The 15,750-nt window shown below is 38.5% G+C and carries 15 protein-coding genes; 8 read left to right on the plus strand and 7 right to left on the minus strand.

Annotation, left to right across the window (positions count from 1 at the left end):
* The first annotated feature begins 29 nt into the window (after positions 1 to 29).
* Complete coding sequence (locus ACK1I8_RS05880) at positions 30 to 227, plus strand: cold-shock protein (RefSeq protein ID WP_412469350.1); 198 nt, start codon at positions 30 to 32, stop codon at positions 225 to 227.
* A gap of 305 nt (positions 228 to 532) precedes the next feature.
* Here ACK1I8_RS05880 and ACK1I8_RS05885 read toward each other — a convergent pair whose 3' ends face one another.
* From ACK1I8_RS05885 to ACK1I8_RS05900, 4 genes are all read right to left on the minus strand, one after another.
* Positions 533 to 1,720, minus strand: a complete 1,188-nt coding sequence (locus ACK1I8_RS05885; protein ID WP_412468409.1) for a THUMP-like domain-containing protein — start codon at positions 1,718 to 1,720, stop codon at positions 533 to 535.
* Between the two features lie 85 nt (positions 1,721 to 1,805).
* Positions 1,806 to 3,080, minus strand: a complete 1,275-nt coding sequence (locus tag ACK1I8_RS05890; protein ID WP_412468410.1) for an aspartate kinase — start codon at positions 3,078 to 3,080, stop codon at positions 1,806 to 1,808.
* A gap of 1 nt (position 3,081) precedes the next feature.
* Positions 3,082 to 3,549 (minus strand): N-acetyltransferase family protein, encoded by a 468-nt coding sequence (locus ACK1I8_RS05895; protein WP_412468411.1) that lies wholly within the window; start codon positions 3,547 to 3,549, stop codon positions 3,082 to 3,084.
* Between the two features lies 1 nt (position 3,550).
* Positions 3,551 to 4,252: a YggS family pyridoxal phosphate-dependent enzyme gene (locus ACK1I8_RS05900; RefSeq protein WP_412468412.1), complete on the minus strand. Its 702-nt coding sequence runs from the start codon at positions 4,250 to 4,252 to the stop codon at positions 3,551 to 3,553.
* 93 nt (positions 4,253 to 4,345) lie between these two features.
* Between ACK1I8_RS05900 and ACK1I8_RS05905 the strand changes: the two genes are divergently transcribed.
* The 5 genes from ACK1I8_RS05905 to ACK1I8_RS05925 all read left to right on the plus strand — a co-directional run bounded on the left by ACK1I8_RS05905 (position 4,346) and on the right by ACK1I8_RS05925 (position 10,340).
* Positions 4,346 to 4,879 carry a DUF4296 domain-containing protein gene (locus ACK1I8_RS05905; RefSeq protein ID WP_412468413.1) on the plus strand — a complete coding sequence of 178 codons (534 nt, stop codon included), beginning with the start codon at positions 4,346 to 4,348 and terminating at the stop codon, positions 4,877 to 4,879.
* 1 nt (position 4,880) lies between these two features.
* Positions 4,881 to 7,259, plus strand: coding sequence for an endonuclease MutS2 (locus ACK1I8_RS05910; RefSeq protein WP_412468414.1), 2,379 nt, complete (start codon positions 4,881 to 4,883; stop codon positions 7,257 to 7,259).
* Positions 7,260 to 7,533: 274 nt separating this feature from the next.
* On the plus strand, positions 7,534 to 8,622 hold the full coding sequence (locus ACK1I8_RS05915) for a PQQ-dependent sugar dehydrogenase (RefSeq protein ID WP_412468415.1): 1,089 nt from the start codon (positions 7,534 to 7,536) through the stop codon (positions 8,620 to 8,622).
* 294 nt (positions 8,623 to 8,916) lie between these two features.
* Entirely contained in the window at positions 8,917 to 9,612 is a 696-nt protein-coding gene (locus ACK1I8_RS05920) for a CoA transferase subunit A (protein WP_412468416.1), read from the plus strand.
* Between the two features lie 68 nt (positions 9,613 to 9,680).
* Positions 9,681 to 10,340 (plus strand): CoA transferase subunit B, encoded by a 660-nt coding sequence (locus tag ACK1I8_RS05925; protein ID WP_412468417.1) that lies wholly within the window; start codon positions 9,681 to 9,683, stop codon positions 10,338 to 10,340.
* A gap of 336 nt (positions 10,341 to 10,676) precedes the next feature.
* Here ACK1I8_RS05925 and ACK1I8_RS05930 read toward each other — a convergent pair whose 3' ends face one another.
* Positions 10,677 to 11,327, minus strand: a complete 651-nt coding sequence (locus ACK1I8_RS05930) for a uridine kinase (protein ID WP_412468418.1) — start codon at positions 11,325 to 11,327, stop codon at positions 10,677 to 10,679.
* The gene (locus ACK1I8_RS05935; RefSeq protein ID WP_412468419.1) at positions 11,324 to 12,847 is read right to left on the minus strand and encodes a LysM peptidoglycan-binding domain-containing protein; all 1,524 of its coding nucleotides are present in this window, start codon (positions 12,845 to 12,847) and stop codon (positions 11,324 to 11,326) included. The genes ACK1I8_RS05930 and ACK1I8_RS05935 overlap by 4 nt, the downstream gene beginning before the upstream one ends.
* 283 nt (positions 12,848 to 13,130) lie before the next feature.
* Here ACK1I8_RS05935 and ACK1I8_RS05940 point away from each other — a divergent pair, with 283 nt between their 5' ends.
* Together ACK1I8_RS05940 and ACK1I8_RS05945 are read left to right on the plus strand one after the other, a co-directional pair.
* A complete protein-coding gene (locus tag ACK1I8_RS05940) occupies positions 13,131 to 13,610 on the plus strand; it encodes a Dps family protein (protein WP_412468420.1) in 480 nt (159 codons plus the stop codon).
* Positions 13,611 to 13,715: 105 nt separating this feature from the next.
* Complete coding sequence (locus ACK1I8_RS05945; RefSeq protein WP_412468421.1) at positions 13,716 to 15,551, plus strand: UbiD family decarboxylase; 1,836 nt, start codon at positions 13,716 to 13,718, stop codon at positions 15,549 to 15,551.
* Here ACK1I8_RS05945 and ACK1I8_RS05950 read toward each other — a convergent pair.
* The gene (locus ACK1I8_RS05950; RefSeq protein ID WP_412468422.1) at positions 15,548 to 15,748 is read right to left on the minus strand and encodes a hypothetical protein; all 201 of its coding nucleotides are present in this window, start codon (positions 15,746 to 15,748) and stop codon (positions 15,548 to 15,550) included. The genes ACK1I8_RS05945 and ACK1I8_RS05950 overlap by 4 nt on opposite strands.
* Between the last annotated feature and the right edge of the window lie 2 nt (positions 15,749 to 15,750).

Raw genomic sequence — 15,750 nt, forward strand, 5'->3', positions numbered from 1 at the left:
GTTTTACTTATACAATATTTATTTTTTTTATGGCAACCGGAAAAGTTAAATGGTTTAATACGCAAAAAGGCTTCGGATTTATTGTGCAGGAAGACAACAAAGACTTATTTGTGCATTTTAAAGATGTTTTAGGCGGAATTGAAAGCTTGAAAGAAAACGATAAAGTAGAATTTGAAGTAGCAGAAGGCCGAAAGGGTCTGCAAGCGGTGAACGTTAAGAAAGTTTAAACATTCATTATTATATTTCTTCATCCTACAAAGCCTTTCGATAGAAGGGCTTTTGTAATTGAAATCCGCTCAAGATAAAATAATACCTAAATCGGGATAACGCTATCTGTTGGGTTTATTTTACCCTAGATAGTTGTACTATGTTCATTGTTAGGCTGACCGGTAGCGAAGCGTAAAAGTATAAAGTAATTCATTTCAGCATCATTCCTGCTATTAAGCCCCTGAAATGAATTCAAAGGTGAGCTTACGACTGATAAGGTATCTTAAGAATATCTTTTAAGCGCACCTTATGAAACAAAGCAGTATTAATAATATTGAATAATGGATGTTTTCAAAATCACATGATCGCCATTCGCAATTTTGGTAAAAATCAAAAACTGATCCTGATCCGGGTTGATTTTATATTTCTTTACTAAATCTTCTGGTTTTGCGGGGTAATTACGCACGATTACATTGCCTTTTAAATTTATCTCTTTTTTCAGTTCACCAGTATTTCGTATCGACTCAATTTTAAAAATACGCCCGGGAAAATCTGTTTTTACACGGTTAGCACTAAATAATTGCGTTTGCGGATGTAATTTTAAGAGACCATAAGTAGTACCAATTAGATTAAATGCACCCGATTTTAGTAATGCGGCATCAGGTTCGTAAAGGTACTCACCAACGTTCAGATGGTTTATAAAGTGCACTGAAGCATTTGATGATGATTTGTAAAAAAAAAAATCCTTTTCAATTTCATTGTTTAACGTTATGGCCTTAATTTTGGTTTCGTTTTTATCATGCTTATCTATTATCCAAAGCAGTTCTTTACATTCGTTTTTTACACTTACAATATGGATTTCACTCACCTGCTTCAATTCTGATAGTCCTGCAGAGATATCCAGTAATGGAGCAGTTTTAACAATTATTCTGGATGATTTTTCCAATAATATGTCCAGATTGGTTACCACATCAGGTGTACAATCTTTGAGCATAAAAACTTTGCCCTTTTCAGTTCGTCGCGCAGGATCAACATAGATGGTATCGAAAAATGTATCATTGTTTTTGATATAAGCAATGCCATCTTCTGCTTTAAATTTTATGTTTATTGCCTGTAAAGCCTTCGCATTATGCTGGGCTATTGCAGATAGCTCCTCATTGATTTCGCAATGTGTTACTTTTTTTACTTTTTGTGAAAAGTAATAACTGTCAATGCCGAAGCCCCCGGTAATATCAATCAGTGTATCACCTTTAGCCAGTTTTGATTTGTATTTTGCAGTAAGTTCAGAAGAGGTCTGTTCGATGGATAACATTGGGGGGTAATAAATATTTTCCGTATGGAACCAGGTAGGCAACTTCTTCTCAGATTTCTTTTTTGCGGCAATTTGTGTGGCCAGCTCCGCAGCACTAATACCTTCGAACGGACTTTTTGCCAAAGCGATCTGATTGACATCGTTGTTTAAATTTGCATTGATGTAGTCTTGTACAGCTTTAGCTAAAAGTTTATCGTTCATTGTTTTATAACAGTATAAGTACCAGGAAGCAAGTAGCAAGGGTAGTATCCAATCTTGATTCTTAATACTAATTACTTAATACTAATTACTTGCTACTACTTTTATTTTTCATTACCATCTGGCAGGTGTGCCGGCTCTTCACTTCCAATAAAATATCCTTATCAACGGTTACCCGATCAATGGTTTGTTGATTGTAATAACGGATCGTTACCAGTTCAAGCCCTTTATTATATTTTATGGTAAATTCTTCCGATAAATCTTTGATCAGTTTTTCAATCTGAACAGGATGATCATCCACGCTCACCGAAAAGCTGATGGCCGAGTTAAGCATGGTATTGATTTTGATCCGATGTGTATGGAACAACTCGAAAATATTGCTTAGGTTTTCTTCAATGATAAAAGAATAGTCTTTTGGAAAAATAGAAATCAACGCCTGGTTCACCTTAAAGATAAAAGATGGGACGGGCAACGGGTTGTTTTCTTTGGTAATTGCCGTTCCTGAATTTTCCGGCTGGATAAACGACCTGACAAAAAGGGGGATACCCTTGTTTTGAAGGGGTTTTATGGTTTTAGGATGTATTACCGTTGCACCATAATAAGTAAGTTCTATAGCATCATGATAAGAAAGCTGGGCAATCAGTTCTGTTTCATCAAACCATTTTGGGTCTGCATTTAATACCCCGGGAACATCTTTCCAGATGGTTAAGGCAGCAGCTTCCAGGCACGAAGCAAATATAGCCGCCGAATAATCAGAACCTTCACGCCCTAGTGTTGTGGTATAATTCTCACTCGTCCCGCCAATAAATCCTTGCGTTACAATGATGTGGTCTATTAAAAGTGGTTTTAAGTCTCTCTGTATGTGCTGATTAGTCTTTGCCCAGTCTACTTTTCCTTCTTTATACGTATTGTCGGTATGGATATAGTTGCGCGCGTCAGCCCATAGGGTTTTATTGCCCGTTTCATTCAACCACGCTGCTACAATTTTAGTGGAAACGATCTCACCGATAGATACAATCTGATCATAAATATAATCAGTATTGTGATCAGGCTCATCTTCAATCAACCAATCAATTTCTACAAAGGTATTGGCTACATCATCGTAAACGGGATGGTGTTTTCCCTGAAAGAGTTCATCTATAATGTTGAAATGAAAATGTTTAATTTCGTCAAAAATGGCATGGGCATCCTTGTTTTGGGAGAGAAATGCGTACGTAAGATCCTCTAATCTATTGGTAATTTTGCCCATGGCAGAAATAACGATCAGCAGATTTCCTTTTTTGTAGTCTCGTACAATATTGGCCAGATTTTTTACGCCTGCCGCATCTTTTACCGAGGCACCTCCAAATTTAAAAATATCCATATTAAAATGCCTTGATCTGTTCTTTAGATAGCGCTGCGTTTAACCATCCGCTTTCTAAATGTGCTTTATATTTATTATAGAAGTTAATTGCTGGCTCGTTCCAGTCTAACACTTGCCAAACCATACCACTATAGTTGCCGTTTTTAGCCTCTTCTATCACTTTTTCAAATAATATTTTGCCCAGGCCCTTCCCTCTGAACTCTTCTGTTACGATAAAATCTTCAAGGTATAATCTGCATCCTTTCCAGGTAGAATAGCGTGTATAATATAATGCAAATCCTACAATATTATCATTTACTTCAGCTACGTAAGCTTTCCATACTGGATTTTTGCCAAAACCAGCATCAATGAAGTGATCTAAAGTAACGGTAACTTCCTCTGGAGCACGCTCGTAAATGGCGAGTTCGTTAATTAATTCCAATATTCTTGGACAATCTTCTGCAGTTGCAAATCTGATATTGAAATCCATATTAGTTGGCCGAAATGTCGTTTTTGAAATGTTTGATTACCCTTTTGCCAAAAATGCTGCTACCAATGCGTACCATCGTACTGCCTTCTTCAATGGCAATTTTATAATCAGCGCTCATTCCGGTTGATATTTCTTTAAACGCATCATCTTTACGAAAAAAGCTCACTTTAATGCCCTCAAAAAATACTTTTAGTTCGTTAAATTCCGTGGTAATCTGTTTTTCGTTCCTGGTATTGGTGGCAATACCCATTAAGCCAACAATGCGGATATTTTTCAGTTCGGCTAACTCTTCGGCCCGTAGCAATTCAACTACTTCATCAAAGCCAAGTCCAAATTTAGTGTCTTCATCGGCAATGTAAACTTGTAACAAGCAATCAATGATGCGTTTGTTTTTCGCCGCCTGTTTGTTGATCTCCTGCAGTAATTTCAGGCTATCCACACCATGGATCAGTTTAACAAAAGGAGCAATATATTTTACCTTATTGCTCTGTAAATGACCAATTAAATGCCATTCGATATCTTTGGGAAGTTGTGCCTCTTTTTCAACCATTTCCTGTACATGGTTTTCCCCGAAAATACGTTGTCCGGCGTTGTAGGCTTCTAAAATTGATTCTATAGGTTGTGTTTTTGAAACTGCAATGAGTTTAACCCCTTCTGACTCAACTTCGCTTTTATATTGTTTAAGATTATCAGCTATGCTCATTTATAACTATTTTTGGTAAAATTAATAACCTTGCCGCAATTTGGGCAAAAAATAATATTTAAATTAAGGATGAAGAGATCAATATGGGTTTTAATGACAGCTATATTATGGTTCGGCTGTAAGCCTGGCATACCTGATGACATTATAAAACCTGATCAAATGGAAAAGATTTTATACGATATGCACATTGTAGACGGATACCTTTCCAGCATTTATGTGGTAGATTCAGCAAAGAAGGTGGCTGCAGCCTATTACAAGGGGATTTATAAAAAGTTTGGGACAGACTCTGCCCAGTACAATAAAAGTTTGCTCTGGTATAATACCAATCCGGTGCAACTGGAAGCCCTGTATAAAAACGTACAGAAAATGCTTGACAAACAAAAAAAAGGAACAGCGTTAGCCGATTTAATGATCAAGAAAAAACAGTTTAAAGCCGATTCGTTGGTGATTGCAAAGAAATTTAAGGCAGATTCTCTTGCGATTAGAAAAAAAATGAAACCTGATTCTTTATCAAAAGTTAAAGCTGTGGCAGCAATTGCCAAAAAGAAAAAAGAGGCCGATTCACTCATTAATATAAAAAAAGCTGGGATGGTAAACACAGTGCCTACACCAGTTGCAGTACCATAATATGTTATATCCCGATAATTGTTTAGAACGTTTAGGTTTTGTAGAGATCAGGCAGCTGATCAGCAAACATTGTTTGAGCCCCATGGGCCAGGCCATGGTGGAAAAGATGCAGGTGATGAACCGTTTTGATCAAATTGATAAATTCTTACGTCAAACCAACGAATTTAAAAGCATCCTGCAAAATCAGGAGCCTTTACAGATCAACACTTTTTTTGATATTAAATCACTGGTTGAAAAAATCAGGGTAGAGGGTACTTACCTTTTGGAAGAGGAATGGTTTCAGGTATATACTTCGTTGCAAACTGTATTTTCTGTACTCCGTTTTTTTGAGGAACGTGCAGAAGTATATCCTACTTTGGAAGCTTTATTTGAACACCTGCCAATCGAAAAAAACATCTTACGGAAGATCGAAACCGTAATTGACGCCAAAGGAAAGATTAAACCCAATGCATCAAAAGAATTGCAGGAAATTACTGCTGCTATATCGAAAACAGAGCAAGATATGCGCAAGCGCATGGACGCTATTTATAAACAAGCTATAGCCAATAATTGGGTCGCCGATGGTAGTTTAACGATTCGTGATGGCAGGATGTGTATTCCGGTTTTGGCCGAGAATAAACGCAAACTGAAGGGGTTTGTACACGATGAATCGGCAACGGGGCAAACGGTTTATATTGAACCAGAAGAAGTTTTTACTTTAAATAATAAGTTGCGCGATTTGGAATTTGATAAACGCCGTGAAATTATCAAAATTTTAATCGCTTTAACGGATGATCTTCGGCCGTATTCTCCATTATTGCTTTCTTACCACGGTTTCTTAACTAAACTGGATTTTGTGCGTGCCAAAGCATTATTTGCTATGGATATTGAAGCTGAAATGCCAGGTTTGCTAAAAGAACCCAAAACCAGGCTGATTAATGCAAGACACCCTTTGTTATCCATCTCATTTGCGGCAGAAAAGAAGAGTGTTACACCGTTAAACATTCATATAGATGCCGAGACCCGTTTGGTGCTGGTTTCAGGGCCCAATGCGGGCGGTAAATCGGTTTGTATGAAAACAGTCGGTCTCTTGCAGATTATGTTACAAACCGGACTGTTGATTCCGGTTGATGCCAATAGTGAAGTAGGTATTTTTGAAAACATTTTTGCCGATATCGGCGATGATCAATCGATAGAAAGTGATCTGAGTACTTATAGTGCACATTTGAAGAAGATGCGCTATTTTGTAGAACATGCTTCGCCAAAAACAATGGTGCTGATTGATGAATTCGGTACGGGTACCGATCCGCAGTTTGGCGGACCAATGGCTGAAGCTGTTTTGGAAGTTTTAAATAATAAAAAAGTTCGGGGGGTAATCACCACGCACTATTCTAATTTAAAATTATTTGCAGGTAATACAGCGGGTTTGGAAAATGCTTCCATGCTTTTTGATAATGCGAAAATGAAACCACTGTATGTGTTAGAAATGGGTAAACCAGGGAGTTCTTATGCATTTGAAATTGCACAGAATATTGGTTTGCCTAAGGAGGTTATTCAGCTGGCCAAAGAGAAAACAGGTTCTAACCAGAATAGGGTAGATACGATGCTTGTTGATCTGGAGCGCGAAAAGAAAAATATTTATGATGCGAAAGTAAGTTTGGCCAACCAGCAGAATAAAGCAAAAAACCTGGTTGCCGAAAATGAAAAGTTAAAAAGTTTTTTAGAAGAGAATAGAAAGGTCTTGATTAGAGAGGCCAAACAAGAGGCACAAAACATTATTAAAAATGCCAATAAACTGGTAGAAAATACAATAGCCGAGATAAAGGAAAAGCAAGCTGATAAAGAGGTAACGAAGGAACTTCGTCAGAATTTGCAAAAAGAACTGGTTAAAAATACGGTGCCAAAAGAGCGCCCTAAGCCGTTGTCTGTAGTGGTTGGTGGTGAAATAGAAATTGGTGATTTGGTGAAATTTAATGATAGTGAAACCATTGGTCAGGTATTAGAAATTAACCGCAATGAACTGATTTTAGCTATTGGCGATCTACGATCGACGGTTAAAAAGAACCGTGTACAAAAGGTGAGTAACCGCGAAGCCAAAAAAGTAATTCAAAGTAGTGCCAATTCTTTCGCCGGGCGGATGAATGATGCGGTTTCTGGCTTCAGGGCCGAGCTCGACCTTCGTGGAAAACGCACAGAGGATGCGTTGTTTGAAGTGGAGAAATATTTAGACAAAGCAATTATGCTCGGTTTTCCATCCATTAAACTGATTCACGGTAAAGGTGACGGTATTTTGAGGAAAATGATCAGGGAGTATTTACGCAAGTACAGTCAGGTAAACAGGATGGAAGATGAACATGCTGATAGGGGTGGCGATGGTATCACGTACGTGTATTTGAATTGATGAGTGATATCTGAGACATGAGATGCTAAATGGGAGACAGGAAATTTAGGTTGGCCAAGCGTCATCGGCTGAAAGTGTAGCGGTGTGGAGAAATCTATCCAGAAGGATCGTGGTGTTGAATATTACCATCCGATACTGAGGAAAATCCTGTTTACCAATCTCTGTTTGAAATTAATGTAGTATTCTGTTATCAATTCAACCTTTCAGACGGAAACATCTGACGGCACACAAAACTTTATAACTGTAACTGTGTTATTTTTAAAACGTTACGGTTATGAAAAAAATCTTACTCTGCCTTTTTGTGGTATTGTTTATCACAACTTGCAAAAAAACTGACAATGGTAATGAAGATCCGGGTACTTTGCCAGATGTAGAATTAAAATCAAAAGTACTTGTATCAGGATTGAGCTTGCCCTGGGAAATGGTATATGGTCCCGATAATTTCATCTGGTTTACAGAAAAAGCTGGAAAAATCAGCAGATTAAATCCTGCTACAGGTCAGGTTACTTCCTTGTTAACCATAACCGAGGTACGCACCAATGGAGAAGGTGGACTGCTTGGAATGGCACTCCATCCCGATTTTACCAGCAATCCTTACGTGTATGTGGTGTATGGTTATGGAAGTACCTATAAAGCTAAAGTAGTGCGCTATACTTATGCAGGAGGGAATTTAACCAGTCCATTCATCTTATTAGATCAGATTCCTGCTGCCTCAATTCATAACGGTTCTCGCTTGCTAATCAGCGGTGGTAAACTGTTTATCAGTACTGGCGATGCTTCCGATACCAACCTCCCTCAGAATATTAATTCTTTGGCTGGTAAAATTCTAAGAATAAATTTAGATGGCTCCATCCCTTCTGATAATCCTTATCCCAATAACCCGGTTTGGTCTTTTGGACATCGCAATCCACAGGGATTAACCCTGGTGGGCAGTAAAATTTTCTCTTCAGAGCATGGACCTGATTCTGATGATGAAATTAATATCATTGAAAAAGGCAGAAATTATGGATGGCCAAATATAAAAGGTTTTTGTAATGAAAGCGGAGAGCAGTCTTTTTGCAGCTCGAACAATGTAGCAGAACCGCTAATCAACTGGACACCAACGATTGCGCCAAGTGGTTTAACCTATTATAATAATAACTATATCCCACAGTTTAGAAACTCTTTATTGCTGGCCGTGTTAAAGGGAACAAAGTTGATGCAATTGAAATTAGATGATACCCAAACCAAAATTACCGGAACAAAAGATTTTTATGTCAATACTTATGGCAGGGTGAGAGCGGTTTGCCAATCGCCGGAAGGTAAAATTTACATCTGTACCAATAATGGAAATGATGATAAAATTGTCGAGATAGCAAAATAAGCGGTTATTTTTTCCGCCCAGGACACTTTTTACAGCGTTTGCCTTTTTTGAATTTCTCACAGCATTTTTTGTGTTCAGCAGTACAACTGAAAATAAAACCCATACCCTTTTGAAATTCAGGGTCGGTGGGCAATAGGAATATGCTTTCTGCGCTCTCGTAAATCATTGCAGCACAAAGTTAAGAGTTATTTAGATTAATTCCAATCAATTTGCATTCCTGATAGATATAAAAAATTAAACACTGCAGTTTTAAAGGCAATTTGTAATTTAGCGAACTAACCAAAAATTCGTAAGATGATAAATAAAGTGGTATCTGGAGCTGAAGAGGCGATCAAAGATATATCAGATGGTGCAACCCTTATGCTAGGTGGTTTCGGGCTTTGTGGGATTCCTGAAAATTGCATAAACGCCCTGGTAGCAAAGCAAGTTAAAAAACTAACCTGTATATCAAATAATGCTGGTGTTGATGATTTTGGTATTGGTTTAATGCTGAAACAACGCCAGGTAAAAAAAATGATTTCTTCATATGTAGGCGAAAATGCTGAATTTGAAAGGCAATTGTTGAGCGGTGAGCTTGAGGTAGAGCTTATTCCACAAGGTACTTTGGCCACTCGTTGTCTGGCAGCCGGGTATGGTATGCCTGCAATTTTTACACCTGCGGGTGTGGGAACCGAAGTGGCAGAAGGTAAAGAGGTCCGTAATTTTGGTGGTCAGGATTATCTGATGGAATATGCATTCGACGCTGATTTCGCTATTGTTAAAGCCTGGAAGGGAGATACCGCAGGAAATCTGATCTTTAGATCCACCAGCCGGAACTTTAATCCCGTAATGGCTATGGCAGGTAAAATTACTATTGCAGAGGTAGAAGAACTGGTAGAGGCAGGTGAACTAGATCCGGATCATATCCATACCCCCGGTATTTATGTTCACCGCATTTTTCAGGGCAAAAACTATGAGAAACGAATTGAACAACGAACTGTGAGGAAGTAATAAGTCCGAAGTCGGAGGTCAGAAGTCCCAAGGGTCAACAGATTCCAATCATTCAATCATTAAAAACTATGTTTTCAAAAGAAGAGATCGCGAAGCGTATCGCTAAAGAAATAAAAGACGGGTATTACGTCAACCTTGGCATCGGCATACCTACGCTGGTAGCCAATTATATTCCAAATGGAATTAATGTGGTATTGCAATCAGAAAATGGCTTGTTGGGCATGGGGCCATTTCCCTTTGAAGGTGAGGAAGATGCCGATCTAATTAATGCAGGAAAGCAAACCATTACCACTTTGCCGGGGTCATCTATTTTTGATTCGGCCATGAGTTTTGGAATGATCCGCGCACAAAAGGTAGATTTAACTATTTTGGGTGCCATGGAGGTATCAGAAAACGGAGATATAGCCAATTGGAAAATTCCGGGCAAAATGGTAAAAGGAATGGGGGGAGCAATGGATTTAGTGGCATCAGCCAAAAATATTATAGTAGCCATGCAACATATCAATAAAGCTGGAGAAAGTAAATTGCTGCCAAAATGTACGCTGCCATTGACGGGAGTAAAATGCATTAAAAAAATTGTAACTGAACTGGCTGTGCTGGATATTTTGCCTGAAGGTGGTTTTAAACTTTTAGAGCGTGCACCAGGTGTAAGTATCGAGTTTATACAACAATCTACCGCTGGAAGATTGGTAATAGCAGGAGAAATTCCTGAAATGAGATTAGATTAATTTGCGCTTTGTGAGGACGCAAACCGCGGCGATTAGTTTACAGCTGGAAGATTGGTAATAGCAGGAGAAATTCCTGAAATGAAAGTGGATCAATTTGCGTTTTGTGAGGACACAAACCGCGGCGACTAGGTGGCTTGGTAATAGAAGAAGAAATTCCTGAAATGAGATTGGATCAACTGATGGTTATTCTATGGAATCATCGTCATTCTCGCGCAGGCGGGAACTCTAATGAATGCTGTAAGCCTATCATGACATTAACATTCTCAATCAAGTTGGGAATAACGATTCCTTTAGTAAAAAAGAGAAGTCAAGTTTTAAAAACTTGACTTCTCTTTTTTACTGTATATTAACCAAAACACTATTCCTTAAAGCATTGGAAATATCTTCTGTAATGGCAATAATCTCATCAGGCTCGTTGGTGTTGTTCAATACTACCTTGTTACACTGGTTGCGGTAGGGTAGCAGGTATTTTTTATAGGCCGGTACCACGTGGTTATGCCACTTGTAAAGTACATCATCTTCAGGATAACCACGTTCCAGACCATCACGTTTAATACGGCGGTCTAAAGCAGTCTGCTCATCAGCATCAACAAAAATAGTATGATCCAATAATGCCGCAATTTCTTTAAAGTGAAGAATAAAAAGTCCCTCAACGATAATGATAGGCGCAGACTTAATTTCCAGGATTTTGACAACAGCCAGTGGGTTGTTAAAGTTGTATTCCTTTTTATAAACAACCTCACCGTTGATAAGCTGTTTAATATCTCTCAAAAACTGTTCGCTATCAATGGTTGAGGGGAGGTCAAAATTGTATAATTTGTTTTCTTCCTGCGTCATATCTCCGGCAGGAATATAATAATCATCCTGCGATACGAGTGTTACTTCATCCTGTTTGAAATGATGAAGAAAGCAGTTTAAGAAAAATGTTTTGCCTGATCCGCTACCACCGGCAATGCCGATTATAAATGGCTTTTTGTTTACACTCATTGAGCACTATAGGTTAAATTGCAGAAAAAACGTTTGTCTAAAGCACCCAGTGAATCGGCTACTGCCTTAGTCATTACAATGATAACATCTTTTGTAGATTCGTTCTCTGTAAATTTACCAACAACTTTTGCAAAGGTAGTGCGGTTAGTCATTGGATTGGTAATCTTAATTACCCTGCCCACCGGTGCTGTTCGGTGTAAAACCAACATTTTCGTTCCGTCTAAATCTTGGTCAGCAATCCAGACCGCTGTTCCTTTTTCTTCGATCTGGCTTAAGCCATATACGCTTGGATCACGGCGAAGTTTGGGATCTTTAATCATGGTGCTGTCCGGCTCATTTTCCTGTTCCTCCTTCGACAGATCATTTACTGACCGAGGTTGTGGGGGTTTAGGAATTATCAGTTTCTGATCAACTTTAATATTATTATCATCAAGTTTATTTGCCGTTCTGATCTGATATGCGGTTAGATTGTATTTTTTAGCAATCGAAAAAATGTTTTCTCCCGTAGCAACGGTATGAATAAAACTCTCTTCTTTGCTGGTTGCAGGAACTTCTCTTGTTGTTGTTTCAGCCTGTTTTTCTTTTGGTACCTGCACATCTGTAACAATTCCCCCCGGAACTTTTAAAACCTGCCCAATGGCAATGGCATTATCAGGAAGATTGTTCATTTTCCTGATCTGGTAAGCCGTAACACCATATTGCTTGGCGATGGTAAAGATCGTTTCGTTCCTTAAAACGGTATGTGTACCTGCAGCATCTGTAGGTTTGCTTTCCTGTACCGGTTTTTCTTCTGCAGCAGCCACCACCTTATTTTCATCAATATTTTTAGTTGCCGGGATTTTAAGCTTCTGCCCAATCCGAAGGTTATTGCCTGTAAGATTATTGGCTTTTTTTACCTCTTCAACTGTGGTACCATATTTCTCAGCAATTTTTCCCAGAAACTCTTTTGCCGCTACGGTATGTTCGATCATGGTTTGATCTGAAGGAGTTGTATTACTTACAGTTTGTTCTGTATTAATTTTGGTTGGCTGTGAAACAGGTTGTTCAGCAACTGTACCCTGTATTCCGCTTTTAGCCGGTATTTTTAAAACCTGCCCGATGCTCAAATTATTGCTTTTTAACTGATTCAAAGCCTTAATTTCATTTATGGTGGTGCCGTATTTTTCAGCCAGCATATTCAGGTTTTCTTTTGGCTTAATGGTATGTTCTATTACACCGGCCGTTGCAGAAGCTGTTTCGGTATTCGATGATCCACCAGCTGCAAAAGGAATATTTGTGGGCACTTTGATGATTACCCCAACCTGTAGATATTTGTTGTTGTTAAAAGCCATAATATCCTTTGGCGATACATTGTATCTTCTCCCGATAGAATAATAAGTGTCCTTTGCTACAGTTTGGTGGACGATGAGTTTTTTGCCATTATTATTTTCTACACCGATAGAGTCTCTTGCTGTATTGGCTTTCGCATTTGCCATGTTTAAGGCAAATAATACAACAGCAGATAAATATATTTTATGCATTTATTTTTATATAAATTTCTAAATCAAGGAGCGCAATTATACGAATAATATTGCTAAACATGTTACGCTGAACTATTGGATTGTCAGTAAAAATATGATGATTTTAACTTTATTATGTTGGTATATTATTCATTTACAAATCCTTGTAATATCCTCATTTTGTTATTTGTTAGCTATTAAACGATTTAATAAATCACGTATTGTTCAAAAGACGAATTTGAGCAAAACTTTTATAAATTTTGTTTGTTAGGTTCACATCAAAAACATTATAAATTATAATAAAATGGACGCTAAAGAAATAAGCTTGAACGAAAAAGAAGTTAAACCGGTTGTAGATCTGTTAAACGATTACCTGGCTAATTACCATATCCATTATCAAAAATTACGAGGCTGCCACTGGAACATTAAAGGGCAGAATTTTTTTACGCTTCATGTAAAGTTTGAGGAGTTATATACCAATGCGCAGTTAACCATCGATGAGATTGCAGAGCGTGTGTTAACTTTGGGCAAACCGCCGCACAGCCGCTTTGCTGATTACATCAAAGAGTCGAAAATCAAGGAAGTGGATACCATTGGGATGAAAGATTTAGACATGGTTGAAGCTATTTTGGATGATATGGCTACGCTCATTGAGCTGGAGCGTGAAGTAATGGAAGCGTCTGAACAGGCCGGCGACGACGGAACCAACGACATGGTAAACAAGTTTATGCAGTTTAAAGAGAAAAATACCTGGATGCTACGCTCTTTCGCTGGTAAGAGATAACATTGCAATAGTAGGTTACTGGCCTTGTATAAGTAGATTTATTGTAAAATCTGCTTATATAAGGCTTTTTTGTTTCATAGAAAGTCTAATTATTTATCTTTGGACATGGCATACAAAAGTTTAGCAGCATGTGTTTCAGATCTCGAAAAGCATGGTCATTTGATCAGAATAAAAGAAGAAGTAGATCCTTATTTAGAAATGGCAGCCATCCATTTACGGGTTTACGAAAATAAAGGGCCAGCTATCCTGTTTGAAAAGGTAAAAGGAAGCCCTTTTCCCGCAGTTTCGAATTTGTTTGGAACTTTAGAAAGATCAAAGTTCATTTTCAGGGATACCTTACCTAAAGTACAGCAATTGGTTGCGTTAAGAAACGACCCCATAAAAGCCTTAAAAAATCCTTTCAAATATGCGGGTACGGCGATGTCGGCTTTATCTGCACTTCCCTTGAAAACACCTTCCGCGAAAAATAAGTTTCTGAAAACAAGCATCAGTCAGTTACCGCAGATTGTAAACTGGCCTATGGATGGCGGGCCTTTTGTTACCATGCCACAGGTATATACCGAGGATGTAGACAAGCCTGGTGTAATGAATGCCAATTTAGGTATGTACCGGATTCAACTGGCTGGCAATGACTATATCCAGGACAAAGAGATTGGCTTGCATTATCAGATCCATAGGGGCATTGGCGTGCATCAATCAAAAGCAAATGCGTTGGGACAGCCTTTAAAGGTGAGTATTTTTGTAGGTGGGCCGCCATCACATCCGCTGGCTGCTGTAATGCCTTTACCGGAAGGTTTATCTGAAATGACTTTTGCCGGCGCACTTGGCGACAGGCGCTTCCGTTATTTTTATGATGAGGAGGGTTTCTGCATTTCTGCAGATGCTGATTTCATCATAACAGGAACCGTTTATCCAAATGAAAATAAACCAGAAGGACCTTTTGGCGATCATTTAGGGTATTATAGCTTAACACATCCGTTTCCTTTAATGAAAGTACACAATGTTTATCATAAAAAGGATGCCATATGGTCATTTACGGTAGTTGGTAGACCACCACAAGAGGATACCAGTTTTGGGGCATTGATCCATGAGATTACAGGTTCGGCCATTCCGCAGGAAATACATGGTTTAAAAGAAGTTCATGCCGTTGACGCCGCGGGTGTTCACCCTTTGCTTTTTGCTATCGGTAGCGAACGCTATACACCATATTTAAAGGAAAGAAGGCCACAGGAAATTTTAACCATTGCCAATCATATTTTAGGTAAAAACCAGTTGAGCCTGGCTAAATATCTTTTTATTGCGGCGAAAGAAGATAATCAGCAATTGAGTACGCACCATATTGAAGATTTTATAAAACATATATTAGAAAGAATTGATTTAACCAGAGATATTCACTTCTATACCAATACCACCATTGATACGCTGGATTATAGTGGTGATGGACTAAACAGTGGATCAAAGGTGGTGATTGCAGCAGCAGGAGAAAAAAAGCGAACTTTATGGAGTGTGCTTCCTGAGGGAATAAAGCTTGGCGATGGTTGTTATCAATCACAGCTCGCTATTCCTGGAGTTTTAGTAATGGAGTGTGATAAGTACCTTAGTGCGGAAAAGACAGCTGCGGAAATTGCTAAGTTAAATATAGCTTTAATTGATCAGGATCTTTCGGGCTTACCCCTTATTGTACTAGCTGATGATGCCGAATTTGCCGCTACAAATATTGATAATCTCGTTTGGGTAACCTTTACAAGAAGTAACCCGGCAGCAGATATTTATGGTGTTAACGATTTTACCATCAATAAACATTGGGGCTGTAAGGGACCGATGATTATTGATGCGCGAAAAAAGCCCCACCACGCACCAGAGTTGATTAAAGATGCAGCGGTTGAGGCTAAAATTGATGAGATGGGTAAAGAGGGTGGATTATTGTTTGGGCTGGTTTAAGGTATAAGAATGTGATGACTTTGTGTAACTTCTATTTTAACATTATGTTCTTCATTTCCCGAAATAGATTTATGTTTTTGAGCATCAGTTAATGCTTCTAGTTCTGATATTCTTCTTCGGCCTACATAAGTTTCGCATGTTGTGCAGTCTGCACGGAAGCTAAAGATAAAATGATCATGATAATTTTTCTGTGGCATAA

Source organism: Pedobacter sp. KLB.chiD (genome assembly GCF_047040275.1).
Lineage (GTDB): Bacteria > Bacteroidota > Bacteroidia > Sphingobacteriales > Sphingobacteriaceae > Pedobacter.

Bases quoted from the DNA above. Each gene is read 5' to 3' on its own strand.
- ACK1I8_RS05880 (WP_412469350.1), top strand. From the start codon at position 30: ATGGCAACCGGAAAAGTTAAATGGTTTAATACGCAAAAAGGCTTCGGA.
- ACK1I8_RS05885 (WP_412468409.1), bottom strand. From the start codon at position 1,720: ATGAACGATAAACTTTTAGCTAAAGCTGTACAAGACTACATCAATGCA.
- ACK1I8_RS05890 (WP_412468410.1), bottom strand. From the start codon at position 3,080: ATGGATATTTTTAAATTTGGAGGTGCCTCGGTAAAAGATGCGGCAGGC.
- ACK1I8_RS05895 (WP_412468411.1), bottom strand. From the start codon at position 3,549: ATGGATTTCAATATCAGATTTGCAACTGCAGAAGATTGTCCAAGAATA.
- ACK1I8_RS05900 (WP_412468412.1), bottom strand. From the start codon at position 4,252: ATGAGCATAGCTGATAATCTTAAACAATATAAAAGCGAAGTTGAGTCA.
- ACK1I8_RS05905 (WP_412468413.1), top strand. From the start codon at position 4,346: ATGACAGCTATATTATGGTTCGGCTGTAAGCCTGGCATACCTGATGAC.
- ACK1I8_RS05910 (WP_412468414.1), top strand. From the start codon at position 4,881: ATGTTATATCCCGATAATTGTTTAGAACGTTTAGGTTTTGTAGAGATC.
- ACK1I8_RS05915 (WP_412468415.1), top strand. From the start codon at position 7,534: ATGAAAAAAATCTTACTCTGCCTTTTTGTGGTATTGTTTATCACAACT.
- ACK1I8_RS05920 (WP_412468416.1), top strand. From the start codon at position 8,917: ATGATAAATAAAGTGGTATCTGGAGCTGAAGAGGCGATCAAAGATATA.
- ACK1I8_RS05925 (WP_412468417.1), top strand. From the start codon at position 9,681: ATGTTTTCAAAAGAAGAGATCGCGAAGCGTATCGCTAAAGAAATAAAA.
- ACK1I8_RS05930 (WP_412468418.1), bottom strand. From the start codon at position 11,327: ATGAGTGTAAACAAAAAGCCATTTATAATCGGCATTGCCGGTGGTAGC.
- ACK1I8_RS05935 (WP_412468419.1), bottom strand. From the start codon at position 12,847: ATGCATAAAATATATTTATCTGCTGTTGTATTATTTGCCTTAAACATG.
- ACK1I8_RS05940 (WP_412468420.1), top strand. From the start codon at position 13,131: ATGGACGCTAAAGAAATAAGCTTGAACGAAAAAGAAGTTAAACCGGTT.
- ACK1I8_RS05945 (WP_412468421.1), top strand. From the start codon at position 13,716: ATGGCATACAAAAGTTTAGCAGCATGTGTTTCAGATCTCGAAAAGCAT.
- ACK1I8_RS05950 (WP_412468422.1), bottom strand. From the start codon at position 15,748: ATGCCACAGAAAAATTATCATGATCATTTTATCTTTAGCTTCCGTGCA.